Origin of the sequence: Bradyrhizobium nivariense (assembly GCF_029846695.2) — a bacterium.
Lineage (GTDB): Bacteria > Pseudomonadota > Alphaproteobacteria > Rhizobiales > Xanthobacteraceae > Bradyrhizobium.
In genome coordinates this window covers 16,072-31,059 of the sequence record NZ_JARWCR020000005.1, presented here as the reverse complement: position 1 = coordinate 31,059, position 14,988 = coordinate 16,072, and the positions used below count along the sequence as shown (strand labels likewise).

Sequence of the window (14,988 nt, the reverse complement as noted above, 5' to 3'; positions counted from 1 at the left end):
TGGGCGACTATGGACGGACATGACAACTTCTGAACTCAGGGGGGTGGCGGTCGAACCGCGACCCAACATCAAAATGCCGCGCAAGCCTCACATGCGGAAAGCCAAGCACGCCGCCCAGAACAGCATCGGGACCAATTCGTCCCGGAATGCACAAAGACACTACGAGCGCTATCTGGCGCTAGCCCGCGCCGAAGCCTTGAAGGGTGATCGGATTGCTGCGGAGAATTACTTTCAACACGCCGAGCACTATCTGCGATCGATGCACGAGAATGGTGCGGCCGCTCCCTCCGGTGGCCGCTCGTAGTGGTGGACTTTGCCACGAGCAGCGTGCTTGCAACCCGCGCGAGCTGCTGCGGGTAACAGCTCTTCTGGATCACCGTCGTAGGCGCTCTCAAATCGTGCCCCCCGTTTGCGTCACCGACTATAGATGCCGATGAGCTCGGCCTGCCCGAGCATGTGCTTTTCAGCCGACTTCCAGATATCGGCAACGGACATCTTGGGCCCTCGCGAAAGCGCTTCGACATCCAGCGCCGCCAGCTTGAAGTGGTAGTGATGGGTTCCGTGTCCCTTCGGCGGGGCGGGTCCGCGGTAACGCGGCTCGCCGAAATCATTGACGCCCTTTCCGAGCTTCTCCGTTTTGGTCTTGGCGCCGTGGCCGATTCCCTCCGGCAGCAACGTTCGTTCGCCCATGATGTTGTAAAGACCCCAATGATGAAAAGTGCCGGACGGCGCGTCCGGATCCTCAACAACGAGGGCGAAGCTTTTGGTTCCCGCCGGCGGATCCGACCACTCCAGCGGAGGTGACAGGTCGTCTTCATCCGCCGTATATTTCGCGGGAATTCGGCCGCCATCGCCGAATGCAGGGCTTTTCAAGCTGAACGTCATTTGCGTTCTCCTGATATTCGCACCATCGATCTCTTGGCGGGACTGCAATCCCGCTATCTTGGAATGCTTGGGAAGACATTGGGTTCATTAGGCAGCTGGCCCACGATCACGCTCAATGGGTTCACTTTTCCCTGTCTAAGCATAGTGAACTGAAGCCGAGAGCCCGGCGCCGTCGCATGGACCTTCTTGGTCAATTCACCGGCGTTCTTGATCGGCTCACCATTCACCGAAGTAATCACATCCCCGGTCCTCAATCCTGCCTTCGCCGCGGGACCATTCTTTTCAACGCCTGCCACGACCACGCCGTGGAGATCGCTTCCACCCACGCTGTCGGCAAGTTCCGGAGTGACCGACTGAACCTCGACCCCCATCCACCCGCGGGTCACCGCGCCCTTGTCTTTCAATTGCGGTATCACCGCCTTGACGGTCTCGGCGGGGATCGCAAAGGCAACGCCGACCGAGCCTCCGGACGGCGAAATGATCATGCTGTTGACGCCGATGACTTTGCCGCTCGTGTCAAAGCTCGGCCCGCCAGAATCGCCCTGGTTGATCGGCGCATCAATCTGGATGAAATCCTGCGCAGAACCAGTCTCGATGTTGCGCTCGCGCGCCGAAACAATGCCGGCCGTGACCGAGCCTCCGAGCCCGAACGTATTGCCGGCGGTGAGCACCCAATCACCGGCGCGCGGCTGTTGATCGGCGAGCTGCACGTAGCTGAAGTCGTTGCGACCGTCGACTTTGATCAAAGCGATATCGCTCAAAGAATCCTTTCCCACCACTTTCGCGGAATAGGTCTTCTTGTCATTGGTGCGGATCTCCGCCGTATCGCTGGCTTCCACGATGTGATTGTTGGTCACGGCATACCCGTCAGGCGAAATGAAGAAACCTGATCCAATGTTGACCCTGCCTGTCGTTTTTGGAGCGGTACCGTGATCGGGGGCAGCCGGCGCGGGATTCTCGCTTTGCGGCGATTCCTCGTCGGGCTGACCGAATTCGAACGATTGATCGGGCAAGGAATTGGGCATTGCAGCTTTGGAGCTGACCGCTACCACGGCCGGTACAACTCTTTCGGCGATATCTGCGAAGCTACCCGGTCCAACATTGTCGCCACGTTCCGCAATCTGACGTATGAAGTTCATGGCTATCCCCGCGGATAGGGCCTGTTGCGCCGGATTGTTGGCCAGCGCCTGCCCGCCAGTCGCAACCGACACGATCGCGGACGCGATCACACCGCTGACGATGGACGCCCGGCGGCAGTTGAAAGGTCGTTTTTCATGAACCATTTCCGCTTCCCTTCCACTGCTTGTCAGCTTTAATCGCGGTCTCCTCTTCGAGAGATCAGCGATCGATTTCGCCGAACACAATGTCCAGCGAGCCGATGATTGCCGAGACGTCCGCCAACAAATGGCCGCGGCTGAGCAAATCCATCGCCTGTAGATGCGCGAACGAGGGTGCGCGGATCTTGCACTTATAAGGTTGGTTCGTGCCATCGGAGATCAGGTAGACGCCGAATTCGCCCTTGGGGGCTTCCACCGCGGCATAGACCTCGCCGGCCGGCACGCGAAACCCTTCTGTATAAAGCTTGAAGTGATGGATCAGGGCCTCCATCGAGCGCTTCATCTCGCCGCGCCGCGGGGGAAAGACCTTATTGTCCTGCACCGCGACCGGACCCTGTCCGTCGCAAGCGCGCAGCTTGGTGATACACTGTCGCATGATGCGCACCGATTGGCGCATTTCTTCCATGCGGACCAGATAGCGGTCGTAGCAGTCACCATTCTTGCCGATCGGAACGTCGAATTCCATTTCCGGATAGCACTCATAGGGCTGCGCCTTGCGCAGGTCCCAGGCCGCGCCCGAACCGCGCACCATGACGCCGGAAAAGCCCCACTCCCAGGCTTCCTTCAGCGTCACCTTCCCGACGTCGACATTGCGCTGCTTGAAGATGCGATTTGGCGTCAGCAGCCGATCCAGGTCGTCTACCACGCGAAGGAACGGATCACAAAACGCTTCAATGTCATCAATCAGCTTCGGGGGAAGGTCCTGATGCACTCCGCCGAACCGGAAATAATTTGCGTGCATGCGCGCGCCAGAGGCACGTTCGTAAAACACCATGAGCTTCTCACGCTCTTCAAATCCCCACAACGGCGGCGTCAGCGCACCGACATCCATGGCTTGGGTCGTGATGTTGAGAAGATGCGAAAGCAGACGCCCGATTTCGCAGAACAGCACGCGAATCAGTTGGCCGCGACGCGGCACTTCGAGGCCAAGCAGTCTCTCTCCTGCGAGGCAGAATGCGTGCTCCTGGTTCATCGGCGCGACGTAGTCGAGCCGGTCGAAATACCCGATCGCTTGCAGATAGGTCTTGTTCTCAATCAATTTTTCGGTCCCGCGGTGAAGCAGACCAATATGAGGATCGACCCGCCGCACAACCTCACCGTCAAGTTCCAACACAAGCCGAAGCACACCATGGGCCGCAGGGTGTTGCGGGCCGAAATTGATGGTGAAATTGCGAAGGCCGGCTTGTTCCATGGGCGAGTTCAAAGCTTGTCGCGGGCAGCTCGGCTGGTCGCTGAGCTTTAGCCATGAAGCGCCAATGGCCTTGGTTGTTCCAACGCCAGGATCGCGTTGTTGACCGTCACGCGAGCGTCACGTGCCGCGCGCCCGAGAGGGGCCAGAAACTAGCCACGCAAATGGGGTCGCAAATGGGGTCGTGGCGATAGCCGGCATCTATGCCACGCCCGTCGTGGCGCGCGCTGTTGCCGCGCCGCCCGCAACAATAATGGTCTGTCGGCGCCTTATGGAACTCCCGCGCCATCATAACGCTTGCCGCAAAACGGCGATACCGTTCCTCGTCAATCAAGTCCGGTGCGTAACATGGTTTGCGCGACCTGGAGTTCGCTGATTGCGCCGCGCAGCGATCTCCGCGCTGCGGCCTTGTCGCCGTCCGCGCAGGCTGCACAGAGTTTCTTGAGATGGTCGGTCGCAGCCTCCGCGTGTACGACAAGCTCCGCGGCGCCTGCAAAACTACGAGGGCGTTTCGTATCCGTCATGGGAACCACTTCCAGCCTGATCTGCTTAACGCCTGCACATTCGTGAGCGTGCCCTACGCGACTCGCTCCCTCCGTTCGGGCGCTACGCAGCGCCGGTTGGTCAGGAGAGGCCAACAAGGCGGCGTTGCGGAGCAATCAGCGCAGAAAACGATTCACTCGGCCCAAAGCTCCATCTGGAAGCGCAATTGGCAAGATTAAATCCGCAAAGGTGCTGGCGAGCAGCCGGGACCAAAAGCGCCATACGCGGCGTCTGTCCGCTGCGGAACCCAGGCCGCCGCAATCAGTTCTGTCCGATGCAAACGGCGGAATGAGGCCGCCAGCTAAGAGCTGACAAGAACAAGCATTACATCGGATGTCGACCAATGTTCCGGTATCACGAACTCGAACCTCAGATGACCAGCATTGCAGCGCTCTTGATGCAAAAGCAGCACCTGCTCGGCCGCCTGGAAGAATGTCCCGGCCCCAACGAGCGGGAGGAAATCGAGCGCCTCCTCGACAGAATCGATGCTGAACTGAACGCCCTGGATAGAGCAGATCGGCTGTGAGCCTGCGGCGATGAAGCACCGGGCCGCCCGCGGCGCGTCGTGTTCCCTTTGGCCTCGTCAGCACAAAGGGTTCGTCACGTCGGTACTCGCCCTGGTTTTGGAACCCAAGCAGGTCGTCCCTGTTCTGGCAGATAGCCTTGGCTGCTGCGACGCAGGCACCTCCGTTGAGCGCTACCGGGCCCGGCGCGGCCTGACCAGGGCGTCAACCCTGATCAAGATGGAGGGATCAGAACATGGCTGGAGAGAGCAAATTACCAGTCCGCAGCGAACCTGCCGGTAGCGTCGCGGAGTGGCGTCCGTTTGAGTCATTCCGTCGCGACGTCGATCGCATGTTCGATGACTTCATGAGCGGGTTCGGGCGGTTTCCGTCTCGCTTGTTTGCGCGAGAAGAGCTTCCATTCATGACCTCGCCGCCCGTCGACGTGGTTGAAACGGCGGATGCATTCCAGATTACCGCCGAACTCCCCGGTATGGACGAAAAGGATGTCGAGGTGAAATGCACCGACAGCACTCTGACAATCAAGGGGGAGAAGAAGACAGAAAAGGAGGAGAAGAGAACCGACTATTATGTTTCCGAGCGCCGCTTCGGCTCCTTTCAGAGGGCGTTTCGTATCCCTGAGACCGTTGATGCAGGAAAGATCGACGCCGCATTCAAGCACGGTGTGCTAACGCTGACCCTTCCGAAGACGGTCGAGGCGCAAAAGCGCGAGAGGAAGATCGAGGTCAGGAATTCCTGACCCATCGGACCTCGTCTGAGGCGAAACTCAGCTGCGTCGTTCGCACCGGGATCGCTCGTGCCTGCTAACCCGAGCGATCCCGCATGATTGGAGCGCCAACGGCCGGCATCGCCGCCCACGCCTTCCACCTGGCTGGGAAAACACGAGGCCGTTCGAACCGACCGGTCACTGAAATCGCCGACAACGTCTTCATTATCCGGATCGTTTGTTCGAGAGCTTTATCGCCGAGCAGAATATGATCGGTGTCGCGCTTGGCCTTGCTGCGGCGGGTCACGTCCCCTATGCGTCGACGTTTGCGTGCTTCCTCACGCGCGCCTATGACTTGATCCGCATGGCGCAGTATTCGCGACCTGCCCACCTCGTCCTTTGCACCGTGGCCCCTTGGTACTGGGGCGCGGCTGATGTTCGACATCCTGCACTACACGTTCCCGCGGCTTGGAGATGCCCACCGTTTCGGGCCCCTCACCTGCGGCCAGAAGAGCTGTCATGGCGTGTGGCAGACCCGAGCCGAGGTTGCTGCTTACGCCGACTGCGCCGAGAGCCAGACGATGGCTATGTTTGGCTGGACCAACCCAAAAATGCCCGCGCATTACATCGCTCAGGCGAATCGAGAGAAGCTTGGCCTGAGTGGGATGGAAAAGATCGTTACGTTCGATCAGGGCCAGTTACGCGACGGTTTTGTGCCCGAGGCGGACAACGTGCGAACACCGCGCGCGAACGAAGTGGTAACTTTCCCGGGTCACTTCCGGAAAAAAGTCTAATGACTTCAATGTGAAATGTGGGTTTATGGTGCGCTCGGAGGGACTCGAACCCCCACGATTTTACTCACTGCCACCTCAAGGCAGCGCGTCTACCAATTCCGCCACGAGCGCTTTTGGGGATGCCGGCTTGAGACCTGAAGGCCGACCGGATCAACGGCGCCGATCTAACAAATCCATCAGGGGGGTACAAGCCTGCAAAGGCCCTTAATCCCACAAGCTTGGGAAGAAAATTTCGTCCTTCCCGGCTGCTTTACGGGGTGCCCAGGCCGCTACCGCGTGGCCGGGCCGCTACCGCGTGCCGGGGGTGCGCGGCAGCATCTGCTTGACCTCGACCGCGATCCGGTTGCGATCGACCAGGACGACGCCGGAGGCGACCGGCAGATTATTGGCCAGAACCTTGACCTCGTCGGCCTCGGTTGCGTCCAGCTCGATGATGGCGCCGCGGGAAAGACGTAATACTTGATGGATCGGCATGGTGGTCGTCCCGAGGACGACCATGAGATCCACGGTGACTTTGTCGAGAGTAGGCACTTCAGCACCACCGCAACTTGGGACTTAGACCAAAGAACTTGGCATTTGCGCCTGGGATCATCACCCGGTTATGGTTAGCCAATGGTTAATTCACCTAAAAACCACCGCCAAGACCTCGATTTGGCGTCGTTTTCCGCCGCAGACGGCGAACCCGTGGAGTGGCGGATTTCGGACGCGCCCGTGCCCTATCCGGAGGCCGTGGCCGACATGGAGGCGCGCGTCGCGGCGATTGCGGCCGGTGAAGCCCCGGAGCTGGTCTGGCTGCTCGAACATCCCCCGCTCTACACCTCCGGCACCTCGGGCAAGGCCACCGACCTGCTCGATGCGCGATTCCCGACCTTTGCCACCGGGCGCGGCGGGCAGCTCACCTATCACGGGCCCGGCCAGCGGGTGGCCTATATCATGCTCGACCTCAAGCGCCGCCGGCCGGACGTGCGGGCCTATGTCGCGAGCCTGGAGGAATTGATCCTGCGCACGCTCGGCGCCTTCAACGTCCGCGGCGAGCGGCGCGAGGACCGGGTCGGCGTCTGGGTCAAGCGGCCCGACAAGGGACCCGAGCACGAGGACAAGATCGCGGCGATCGGCGTCCGGCTGAAGCGCTGGGTCTCGTTCCACGGCATCGCCATCAATGTCGACCCGGAGCTTTCGCATTTCGCCGGCATCGTGCCCTGCGGCGTCGCCGATCCCCGCTACGGCGTCACCTCGCTGGTCGATCTCGGCCAGCTCGTGACCATGGCCGATGTCGACGTCGCGCTCCGGCAGGCCTTCGAGGAGCTGTTCGGGCCGACCCGGGCGCTGCTGCCGGAAGCCGTCGCCTGACACTTTCCTGTTGGAGACGCGCTGCCCGCGTTCTCCGTATGCGTGGAATCGGTTACACTTGGTTCCGGTGTCGCCCACGCCTCCCCCCTCCGCCGGGAAAGTAGATGTCATGCCGGGCGAAGTGACCATCGGACCGACTGTTCGAGCGCCAGGCATAAGGAGGGATTGCGATCATGCTCGCAATGGGAGGTTCTCACGATGAAGCTGTCTGCACCCATCTATCATCTGAAGCGCAACGCGAAGCGCCTGTCCCGCGAGGAAGGCATTCCGTTGCACGATGCGCTTGACCGCATCGCCGCGACGGAAGGGTTTTCCGCCTGGAGCATGCTCGCGGCGAAAGCTGCCGCAGCGACGCCGGCCAGCAGGCTTTTCCCGCAATTCCAACCGGGCGACCTGGTGCTGGTCGGCGCACGCCCCGGCCAGGGCAAGACCCTGATGAGCCTCGAACTTGCCGTGGAGGCGATGCGGTCGGGCCACCGCGCCGCGTTCTTCTCGCTCGAATACACCGAGAAAGACGTTCAGGATCGCTTTCGGGTGATCGGCGTGGACCCGGCGCAATTCGAAAAACTCTTCGAGGTCGATTGCTCCGACGCCATCAGTGCCGATTACGTCGTCAAGCAGATGGCCGCAGCACCGCGCGGCACAGTCGTGGTGATCGACTATCTGCAACTGCTCGACCAGCGGCGGGAAAATCCCGATCTCACCGTTCAGGTGCGCGCGTTGAAATCATTCGCGCGTGACAAGGGATTGATCGTCGTCTTTATCTCGCAGATCGACCGTTCCTATGATCCTTCGATCAAGCCCTGCCCTGATCTCGACGATGTCAGGCTGCCGAACCCGCTCGACCTCAAGCTGTTCGACAAGACCTGTTTCCTGAACAATTCCGAAGTTCAGTTCCGAATAGCGAGCTGACGATTCCTCGCAACCGGTTCAGGCCGCGGGTGCGATTGTTCACCCGCGGCCTCCGTCCTCACGCCTTCTCCAGCGAAACCTCGAGCTTGCCGGCGATGTAGCGACGCTCCTGGGTCAGGCCGCCAAAGCCGTAGGCGTCGCCCTTGACCTCGTCGACGTGCAGATAGGTCTCGGGATGCAGCGGGCCCAGGATCCCGGCCATGCGCTTGAACATCGTGGCGAGATAGGCGGCCTTCTCGTCCTTGGTGTTGGTGCCTTCGCTGACGTGGATGTCGATCCAGTAGCTCGCGAGCTTCTGCTCCGCGAGCGACTTGCCGCCGGCGAACCAGTCGCCCGCGTCGACCGGTTTCACGATGATGGCGGTGACCCCGGGGTCCTTGTGCAGGATTTTTGCGGTGAGCTCCGACACGGCGGTCGCGATATCGGCCTTCAGCGAAGGCGACTGGCGCGAGGTGGTATAGGATACGGTGATCAGCGGCATGTCGTTCTCCTCATGATGTCGCGCAGGTCTTGCGCGGCGTTGGCGAGAAGCTAGACCTGCCCTCGCCATTTTGGTATCTTATCTTTATTGATACCAGTGATAAGATATCGTAATGACAGCAACGCTCGACATCGCCACCGTCCAGGCTTTCCTGCTGGTCGCCGACCTCCAGAGCTTTACCCGCACCGCCGAGGCGCTCGGCACCACACAGGCGGCGGTCAGTCTCAAGCTGCAACGGCTGGAAACGCTGCTCGGAAAGCGCCTGGTCGAGCGCTCGCCGCGCGCGGTCCGGCTCACGGCCGACGGCGCGACGTTCCGCGATCGCGCCCGCGCACTGATCGCGGCACATGACCGCGCACTGTCGGGCGATGCATCCGCCGCACAGTTGCTTTCGCTCGGCATCTCCGATCACGCCGCAGGCCCCGAGTTGGTGCCGCTGCTGGAACGCCTGCACGCGATTTCCTCAAACCTCACGCTCGCCGTCACCATCGGCTTTTCGCGCGAGATGCAGGAGGCCTATGATGCGGGGCGGCTCGATGCGGTGATCGTGCGCCAGGAAGGCAGCCGCCGCGGCGGCGAAAAACTCACCGAGGACGAATTCGGCTGGTTCGCATCGAGACGCTTCGCCCTACCGCACGGCCAGCCGCTGCCGCTCGCAACGCTTGCCCCGCCCTGCGGCGTCCGCGCCATCGCCGTTCGCGCGCTCGACAAGGCCGGCATCGCCTGGCGCGAGCGTTTCGTCGGCGGCGGCGTCACGGCGGTGGTCGCAGCCGCGCTTGCCGGACTTGCGATTGCGCCGCTGGCGCGGCGGATCGCGCCTCCCGGGCTGGTCGACGTCGGGCCAGCGCACAAGCTCCCAAAACTCGGAAGCTCGAAGGTGATGCTCCATTCGAAGGTCAGCGACCCCGTCAAGCTGGCGGCGCTGCGCGCGGTGGCCGCGACGTTTCGGAGCGCGGCGACGGTCTGACGCCGCGTCGCCAGCACATAGTCGGCCCACAGGCCGTACCAGCCGATCGCAGGCCGCTGACAAGCACCTCGGGGTGCATTGCGGAGAAGTCGCGGAACTGCCCGCTGGGATTGATTCAATTAGACATTGAGGCTAACAACACGAGCAACTATTCAATTGCTCGCATCGCGTGTGGCGCATAGCGTATGAGCCCGAATGAAAAAGCTGTTCAAGAACAAGTCTTTCCTCGCTTTGCTGGCGCTGATCGCCGTGCTCGCTGTCCTGCTGGTGCTGTCCGATCCGACGCTCTCGTCCAAGTTCCGATACCAAAACTTCTGATCAATGCACTTCAGTCTTCGTTCAGCAATTAAGTTGGCCGCGACCCTCGCAGCGATCGAGGTCATGTTCTGGAGCTTCGGCACGCTCTCCATGAGCCGTGGCAATCCATACCGGCTCTACGACGTCAGTCGCCTCCGTGACGCCATAGCAGCCAATCTCGAGACGGAGCGCCGCGGCTCACAGGCCGGATGGCCAATAGGCAACGCCTACGTTCCGAGGCCGCATCCTCCGACCTCGCCGGCGGTCTGCGGCGGCGCATGGGGCGGCTCTTTCACTTTCGGCGACGACGTCGCCGATGCCGACACATGGCCCCACCGCCTCTCCGTCAGCCTCGGATGCCAGGTGCAGAATTACGGTACGGATGGCTACGGCCTCGACCAGACGCTTATCCGACTCCGTGCGGCACCGACCAACCAGCCCATTACCATTGTCGCCATTGCGCCGCCCATGATCATGGCCGGCGGCGCTTCGTCATGGGCGTTTGTCGACCTCGACAACGGCAGGCCGCGCGTCCGGTTGACGAAACCCCGCTTCGCGCTGGCTGCGAACGGATTGACGACGATTCCGCGGCCCGCCCCCGATGTCGACGACATCCTCGCCAATATCACCAGCGATATGCCGTCGCGAGACTGGACAGCGATGCGCTTTCCGTTCTCGCTTTCGGTTGTCCGCGCCATCCATCGCAAGCTGCGCGGCCCCCGTCCCTTCAATGAGCTCGGCCCAAATGCCGAGACCCCAGAAGGCGAGCAGTTGCGGCAGATCGCTGCCCGGATAGTCAGCGAGATCGCGGCGACCACGCGTGAACGCCATTCGCACCTGGCGGTGATCCTGATTCCGCAACCAACAGCCAGCCTCGACGCCGGCGAGCAATATGCGGATTTCCGCCGCAGGCTCGAACAAACACAGCCGGTGCCCTGCGTTATCGATCCAACCGACGAGCTGCGGCGCCTGACGCCCGCTGCAGCCACGACGGACAGCGGCCACTTCACCGCAGCGGGCAACGCGGCGATCGCCGAAGCCGCCATGCGCGGGCTGCGCACCTGCGGCTTCACGTCGTGACCGCCGCGCGCATCGCGTCGCTCGACCTGCTGCGCGGCCTCGCGGCCCTGTCGGTCGCCATCCCGCACTTCCTGATGACCGCGCAGATCGCACCGGCCGCCGCAGAGACGATCTCGATCCTGGGCGTCGAGATATTCTTCGTGCTCAGCGGTTATGTGTTGGCGCCGCAGATCATGACCTATTTGATCGAACGACCGAGCGTCGCCAGCCTCGCAACATTCTGGTTCCGGCGCTGGATGCGAACAATCCCGCCCTATTTGGTCGCGCTGGTAGCCGCATCCATCCTCGCGCGCCAGCTGATGACAGTGGATTTCCTGCGCTACGTGTTCTATCTGCAAAACGTCGCCGTCCAAGCCAACACGCAGGACTATTTTCCGATCGCTTGGAGCCTGGCGGTCGAGGAGTGGTTCTATTTGCTGTTTCCACTCGCCTGCCTCGGCCTCGCACCGATGCTTCCAGCCGGCCGAAGTCGGCCCTGGATCATCGGCACGGCCTTTATCGTTGCAGTCACCATCGCCAGGACAATAGCGCCCGCAACCGAACATTGGGGGAACGATATCCGTCGCGTCGTCGCGTTCCGTATGGACGCGATCGGCTATGGCTTCCTGCTGCATCTCACCCTGATGCGTCTTCGCCCGCAGCCGCTCTTCGCCTGGTGCACGCTGGCGGCCGCAAGCGTCATCACCCTTGTCCTCACATGGACCCTCGCCAAAGCAGGATCAGACCCCCTCATTGAGGCTGCTTTTCCGTTCTACAGCGCCGCACTCGGCGCCAGCGCGATTGCCGCATTCCTGACACTCGATCTGCAGGGCCACCTGGCCCGCCTCGGGCTGTTTCTCGGGCGCATATCCTATTCCGTCTACCTGTTCCACGTCATCGCACTCACCGCGATTTCCGGGCTCGACGCACCGTGGCCACTGAAACTCGCCGCTTTTCTGGCCATTACCGTGCTGATCGCCACACTGATGTCGGTTGCGATCGAGGCGCCCATCCTTGCTGCACGCCCGCGGTATTCCGAACCGGGCCAGCCGACGGCGCACCCTTCGGCCAGTCGACCGACGATGCCACGACCGTGATGCTGCCCGTCAACCCTTCGTGCTTGGATCGCGCGGAGAAACATAACCCGTCACGAGAGCATCTATCAAAAATTGAGCTTAATTAATCACTCTCTTTTTAATTGCGGATATTGCGAGCCGCGTGATACGCCGGACGCATGGACAAGGATCAATTGCCGGGCATCCAGGCCGGCCGTGCCGTTGCCGCTCTCTCCGTTCTTTACTTCCACTCTTATGTGGCGCTCGGCTATTTCGACCCGGCTTCGCTCCACACGTGGTCATGGCTGGCGACTTATGGCGCGACCGGAGTTGACCTGTTTTTCGCCATCTCAGGATTCATTATCTGCCTCGTCGCCGAGCGGCCCGGCTTTACCCGCGGCGACTTCGCGCTGCGACGAGCGCTACGCATCTATCCGCTCAACGCCCTCGTCACGGTCGCGATGCTGGTCATGTTCTCCTACCGCATCGCCGGCTCTGCGGCCGACATCGAGCCGCTGCGGATCCTGCGCTCGCTGCTGATCTTGCCGCAGCACGCGCCCATCAATTCGGTTGGATGGACGCTGGAGCTGGAAGTTGCCTTCTACCTGGTCGCCGTGGTCTTGCTGCCGATCGGCGGCCGCTTCCTGCTCCTCGCCTACTGCGTGGCGTCAGGTCTCGTCGGCAACTGGCTTGCCCCGGAATCGCCGTGGATCGCGCGGTTCATCGGCGGTCACTACCTCGATTTCGGCGCGGGCATCGCCGCTTGGATCGCCATAGGCCGCACCCGACAACACTGGCCACTGTCGATCATCATGATCGCCTGCGGCGTAGGCGCCTATCTCGCCGGAGGGCGACTGGCGGTGTCCGAGATGACGCCTCTGGCCTGCGGCCTCGTCGTCGCGGGTCTTGCGGTCCTCCCGGCGGTCCCTCGTCCTCTGCTGACACTCGGCAACATCTCCTATGGCGTTTACCTGATCCACTGGCCGATCATGAACCTTGCGACCTGGTATGCCTTCACCTACACCCCCGCACGCGATCTCGGCGAAGCCTACCGCTGGCTGACGATCGGCCTCGTCATCCTCATGGCCGGACTGTCATGGGTGCTGTTCGAGCGCCCATTGATCAGGCTCGGCCGGCGGCGGAAGCAGCCGCCGCCAGCCTTCGGTAAACCGTTGGCGCAAGAACCGTGATGGCGCCGCCGGCGGTCTGCGCCGTGAAGTTGATTGCCTCGTTCTCGCCTGCAGTAACGTGCATACCGGCCGCGATATTTGCCTAAAATGGTTCCAGGTTCGGGGAACCATCTGCTACCTGCGACGTTTGCTCCCGTCGAGGCAGGGTGCCGGAATGGTCGAGAAGTTCAGTCAGCAGCGAGACTTGTTCGAGAGCGAACGCAGTTTCCGCCTGTTGGTTGATGGGGTTGCGGACTACGCCCTCTACATGCTCGATCCCACCGGGATCATCACCAGCTGGAACATCGGCGGCGAGCGCATCAAGGGCTATTCGCCCAGGGAGATCCTCGGCCAGCATTTTTCCCGCTTCTACACCGAGGCCGACCGCGCCAACGGCAAGCCCGCCCGTGCGCTCGGAATCGCGCGGGAAAAGGGCCGCTACGAGGAGGAAGGCTGGCGGGTCCGCAAGGACGGCACCTTCTTCTGGGCGAGCGTCATGATCGATCCGATCTACGAGGACGGCCAGCTGGTCGGCTTCGCCAAGATCACGCGCGACATCACCGAGCGCCGCAATACCCAGATCAAGCTCGAGGCGATGCACAAGCAGCTCGCCGAATCCCAGAAGTTCGATGCGCTCGGCCAGCTCACCGGCGGGGTCGCCCACGACTTCAACAATCTCCTGATGATCATCAGCGGCAGCCTCCACATGCTAAAGAGAGGGGCCGACGACGAGGCCAAGCTTCAGCGCGCGATCTCGGCCATCGAGACCGCCACCAAACGCGGCGCGGCGCTGACCAACCAGCTCCTCACCTTCGCACGGCGGCAGAGCGTCAATCCGCAGGCGATCGACTTCGCCGACCGCATCGCGGCGATCCGCGAGGTGCTCGATGCCGGCGTCGGCAGCTCCGTGCGCCTGGCCTTCGACGTCAGCCGCGACGTCTGGCCGATCAAGACCGACGTCTCCGAGCTCGAGACCGCGCTGCTCAACCTCGTCATCAATGCCCGCGACGCGATGCCCGACGGGGGTACGGTGACGATCTCTGCGCGCAATCTCGTGCTCGACGAGGCGCTCCTCGCCGGCGATTTCGTCGCGATCGACATCACCGATACCGGGCTCGGCATTCCCTCCGACGTTCTCGACAAGATCTTCGAGCCGTTCTTCACGACCAAGCCGATCGGCAAGGGCACCGGCCTCGGCCTCTCCCAGGTGCACGGCTTTGCCCATCAGGCCGGCGGCACGGTGCGGGTCGCGAGCGTGCTCGGCAAGGGCACGAGGTTCACCATCCTCCTGCCACGCGGAGGAGATGCGCCATCGCGCGAGGCGGCGGGAGAACCGGCGTTCCACGGCAGCGGCACGGTGCTGCTGGTCGAGGACAATCCGGACGTCGCCGCCGTCAGCATCGGTCTTCTGGAGCAGCTCGGCTATCACGTGCGCCGGGTCGCGGACGCCGAAGCCGCCTTGCGCGAGATCGAGAAGAACGGCGTCGACTTCGTGTTCTCGGACATCGTCATGCCCGGCAAGATGGACGGGCTCAGCCTTGCCCATCATCTCCGCCAGATCCGCCCCGGCCTGCCGATCCTGCTCGCCACCGGCTACAGCGACGTCGCCGCCGGCGTGCGCGGCGACTTTCCGATCCTGCGCAAGCCCTACGAGATCCACGAATTGAGCGAAGCGATCGCCAAGCTGCCGCGGTAATTCTTGACCTCTTGCCCCGCCCGG

The 14,988-nt window shown here is 62.2% G+C and carries 18 protein-coding genes, 1 tRNA gene and 1 pseudogene; 13 read left to right on the top strand and 7 right to left on the bottom strand.

Features of this window, described 5'->3' with window-relative positions; translation table 11 throughout:
* The first annotated feature begins 91 nt into the window (after window positions 1-91).
* A complete protein-coding gene (locus QCM77_RS06105) occupies window positions 92-304 on the top strand; it encodes a DUF4167 domain-containing protein (RefSeq protein WP_279682423.1) in 213 nt (70 codons plus the stop codon).
* Window positions 305-414: 110 nt separating this feature from the next.
* Here QCM77_RS06105 and QCM77_RS06100 read toward each other — a convergent pair whose 3' ends face one another.
* From QCM77_RS06100 to QCM77_RS06085, 4 genes are all read right to left on the bottom strand, one after another.
* Window positions 415-885, bottom strand: a complete 471-nt coding sequence (locus tag QCM77_RS06100) for a YbhB/YbcL family Raf kinase inhibitor-like protein (RefSeq protein ID WP_279662299.1) — start codon at window positions 883-885, stop codon at window positions 415-417.
* Between the two features lie 53 nt (window positions 886-938).
* Window positions 939-2,168, bottom strand: a complete 1,230-nt coding sequence (locus tag QCM77_RS06095) for a S1C family serine protease (RefSeq protein ID WP_279682422.1) — start codon at window positions 2,166-2,168, stop codon at window positions 939-941.
* Between the two features lie 55 nt (window positions 2,169-2,223).
* Window positions 2,224-3,414 carry an NADH-quinone oxidoreductase subunit D gene (locus QCM77_RS06090; protein WP_279682420.1) on the bottom strand — a complete coding sequence of 397 codons (1,191 nt, stop codon included), beginning with the start codon at window positions 3,412-3,414 and terminating at the stop codon, window positions 2,224-2,226.
* 323 nt (window positions 3,415-3,737) lie between these two features.
* Entirely contained in the window at window positions 3,738-3,935 is a 198-nt protein-coding gene (locus QCM77_RS06085; protein WP_279662296.1) for a hypothetical protein, read from the bottom strand.
* A gap of 392 nt (window positions 3,936-4,327) precedes the next feature.
* On the opposite strand from QCM77_RS06085, the gene QCM77_RS06080 reads away from it, so the two are divergent.
* The 4 genes and pseudogenes from QCM77_RS06080 (at window position 4,328) to QCM77_RS06065 (ending at window position 5,978) form a co-directional block, all read left to right on the top strand.
* Window positions 4,328-4,480 (top strand): hypothetical protein, encoded by a 153-nt coding sequence (locus tag QCM77_RS06080; RefSeq protein WP_279662295.1) that lies wholly within the window; start codon window positions 4,328-4,330, stop codon window positions 4,478-4,480.
* Between the two features lie 233 nt (window positions 4,481-4,713).
* On the top strand, window positions 4,714-5,217 hold the full coding sequence (locus QCM77_RS06075) for an Hsp20/alpha crystallin family protein (RefSeq protein WP_279662294.1): 504 nt from the start codon (window positions 4,714-4,716) through the stop codon (window positions 5,215-5,217).
* 199 nt (window positions 5,218-5,416) lie between these two features.
* Window positions 5,417-5,590 (top strand): annotated as a pseudogene (locus QCM77_RS06070) (transketolase family protein); the annotation flags it as partial.
* Window positions 5,591-5,618: 28 nt separating this feature from the next.
* Window positions 5,619-5,978 (top strand): hypothetical protein, encoded by a 360-nt coding sequence (locus QCM77_RS06065; protein WP_279682419.1) that lies wholly within the window; start codon window positions 5,619-5,621, stop codon window positions 5,976-5,978.
* Between the two features lie 26 nt (window positions 5,979-6,004).
* Here QCM77_RS06065 and QCM77_RS06060 read toward each other — a convergent pair.
* Window positions 6,005-6,089 (bottom strand) — tRNA-Leu (locus tag QCM77_RS06060).
* Between the two features lie 177 nt (window positions 6,090-6,266).
* Window positions 6,267-6,509 carry a FliM/FliN family flagellar motor switch protein gene (locus QCM77_RS06055; RefSeq protein WP_011088012.1) on the bottom strand — a complete coding sequence of 81 codons (243 nt, stop codon included), beginning with the start codon at window positions 6,507-6,509 and terminating at the stop codon, window positions 6,267-6,269.
* Window positions 6,510-6,590: 81 nt separating this feature from the next.
* Between QCM77_RS06055 and lipB the strand changes: the two genes are divergently transcribed.
* Both lipB and QCM77_RS06045 read left to right on the top strand, forming a co-directional pair.
* A complete protein-coding gene (lipB, locus tag QCM77_RS06050) occupies window positions 6,591-7,328 on the top strand; it encodes a lipoyl(octanoyl) transferase LipB (RefSeq protein ID WP_279662293.1) in 738 nt (245 codons plus the stop codon).
* Between the two features lie 198 nt (window positions 7,329-7,526).
* Window positions 7,527-8,240 carry a DNA helicase gene (locus QCM77_RS06045; protein WP_279682571.1) on the top strand — a complete coding sequence of 238 codons (714 nt, stop codon included), beginning with the start codon at window positions 7,527-7,529 and terminating at the stop codon, window positions 8,238-8,240.
* 58 nt (window positions 8,241-8,298) lie between these two features.
* Here the strand turns inward: QCM77_RS06045 and QCM77_RS06040 are convergent, their stop codons facing one another.
* Window positions 8,299-8,721, bottom strand: a complete 423-nt coding sequence (locus tag QCM77_RS06040) for a tautomerase family protein (RefSeq protein WP_279682418.1) — start codon at window positions 8,719-8,721, stop codon at window positions 8,299-8,301.
* 112 nt (window positions 8,722-8,833) lie between these two features.
* Here QCM77_RS06040 and QCM77_RS06035 point away from each other — a divergent pair, with 112 nt between their 5' ends.
* The 6 genes from QCM77_RS06035 (at window position 8,834) to QCM77_RS06010 (ending at window position 14,964) form a co-directional block, all read left to right on the top strand.
* A complete protein-coding gene (locus QCM77_RS06035) occupies window positions 8,834-9,688 on the top strand; it encodes a LysR family transcriptional regulator (protein WP_279682416.1) in 855 nt (284 codons plus the stop codon).
* Window positions 9,689-9,883: 195 nt separating this feature from the next.
* On the top strand, window positions 9,884-10,006 hold the full coding sequence (locus tag QCM77_RS06030) for a hypothetical protein (RefSeq protein ID WP_279662289.1): 123 nt from the start codon (window positions 9,884-9,886) through the stop codon (window positions 10,004-10,006).
* A gap of 33 nt (window positions 10,007-10,039) precedes the next feature.
* Entirely contained in the window at window positions 10,040-11,065 is a 1,026-nt protein-coding gene (locus QCM77_RS06025) for a hypothetical protein (RefSeq protein ID WP_279682414.1), read from the top strand.
* Window positions 11,062-12,141 carry an acyltransferase family protein gene (locus QCM77_RS06020; RefSeq protein WP_279682413.1) on the top strand — a complete coding sequence of 360 codons (1,080 nt, stop codon included), beginning with the start codon at window positions 11,062-11,064 and terminating at the stop codon, window positions 12,139-12,141. Before QCM77_RS06025 ends, QCM77_RS06020 begins: the two co-directional genes overlap by 4 nt.
* A gap of 137 nt (window positions 12,142-12,278) precedes the next feature.
* Window positions 12,279-13,289 (top strand): acyltransferase family protein, encoded by a 1,011-nt coding sequence (locus QCM77_RS06015; protein ID WP_279682411.1) that lies wholly within the window; start codon window positions 12,279-12,281, stop codon window positions 13,287-13,289.
* A 154-nt stretch (window positions 13,290-13,443) separates the two neighbouring features.
* Window positions 13,444-14,964 carry a PAS domain-containing hybrid sensor histidine kinase/response regulator family protein gene (locus tag QCM77_RS06010; RefSeq protein WP_279662285.1) on the top strand — a complete coding sequence of 507 codons (1,521 nt, stop codon included), beginning with the start codon at window positions 13,444-13,446 and terminating at the stop codon, window positions 14,962-14,964.
* The last annotated feature ends 24 nt before the right edge of the window (window positions 14,965-14,988 follow it).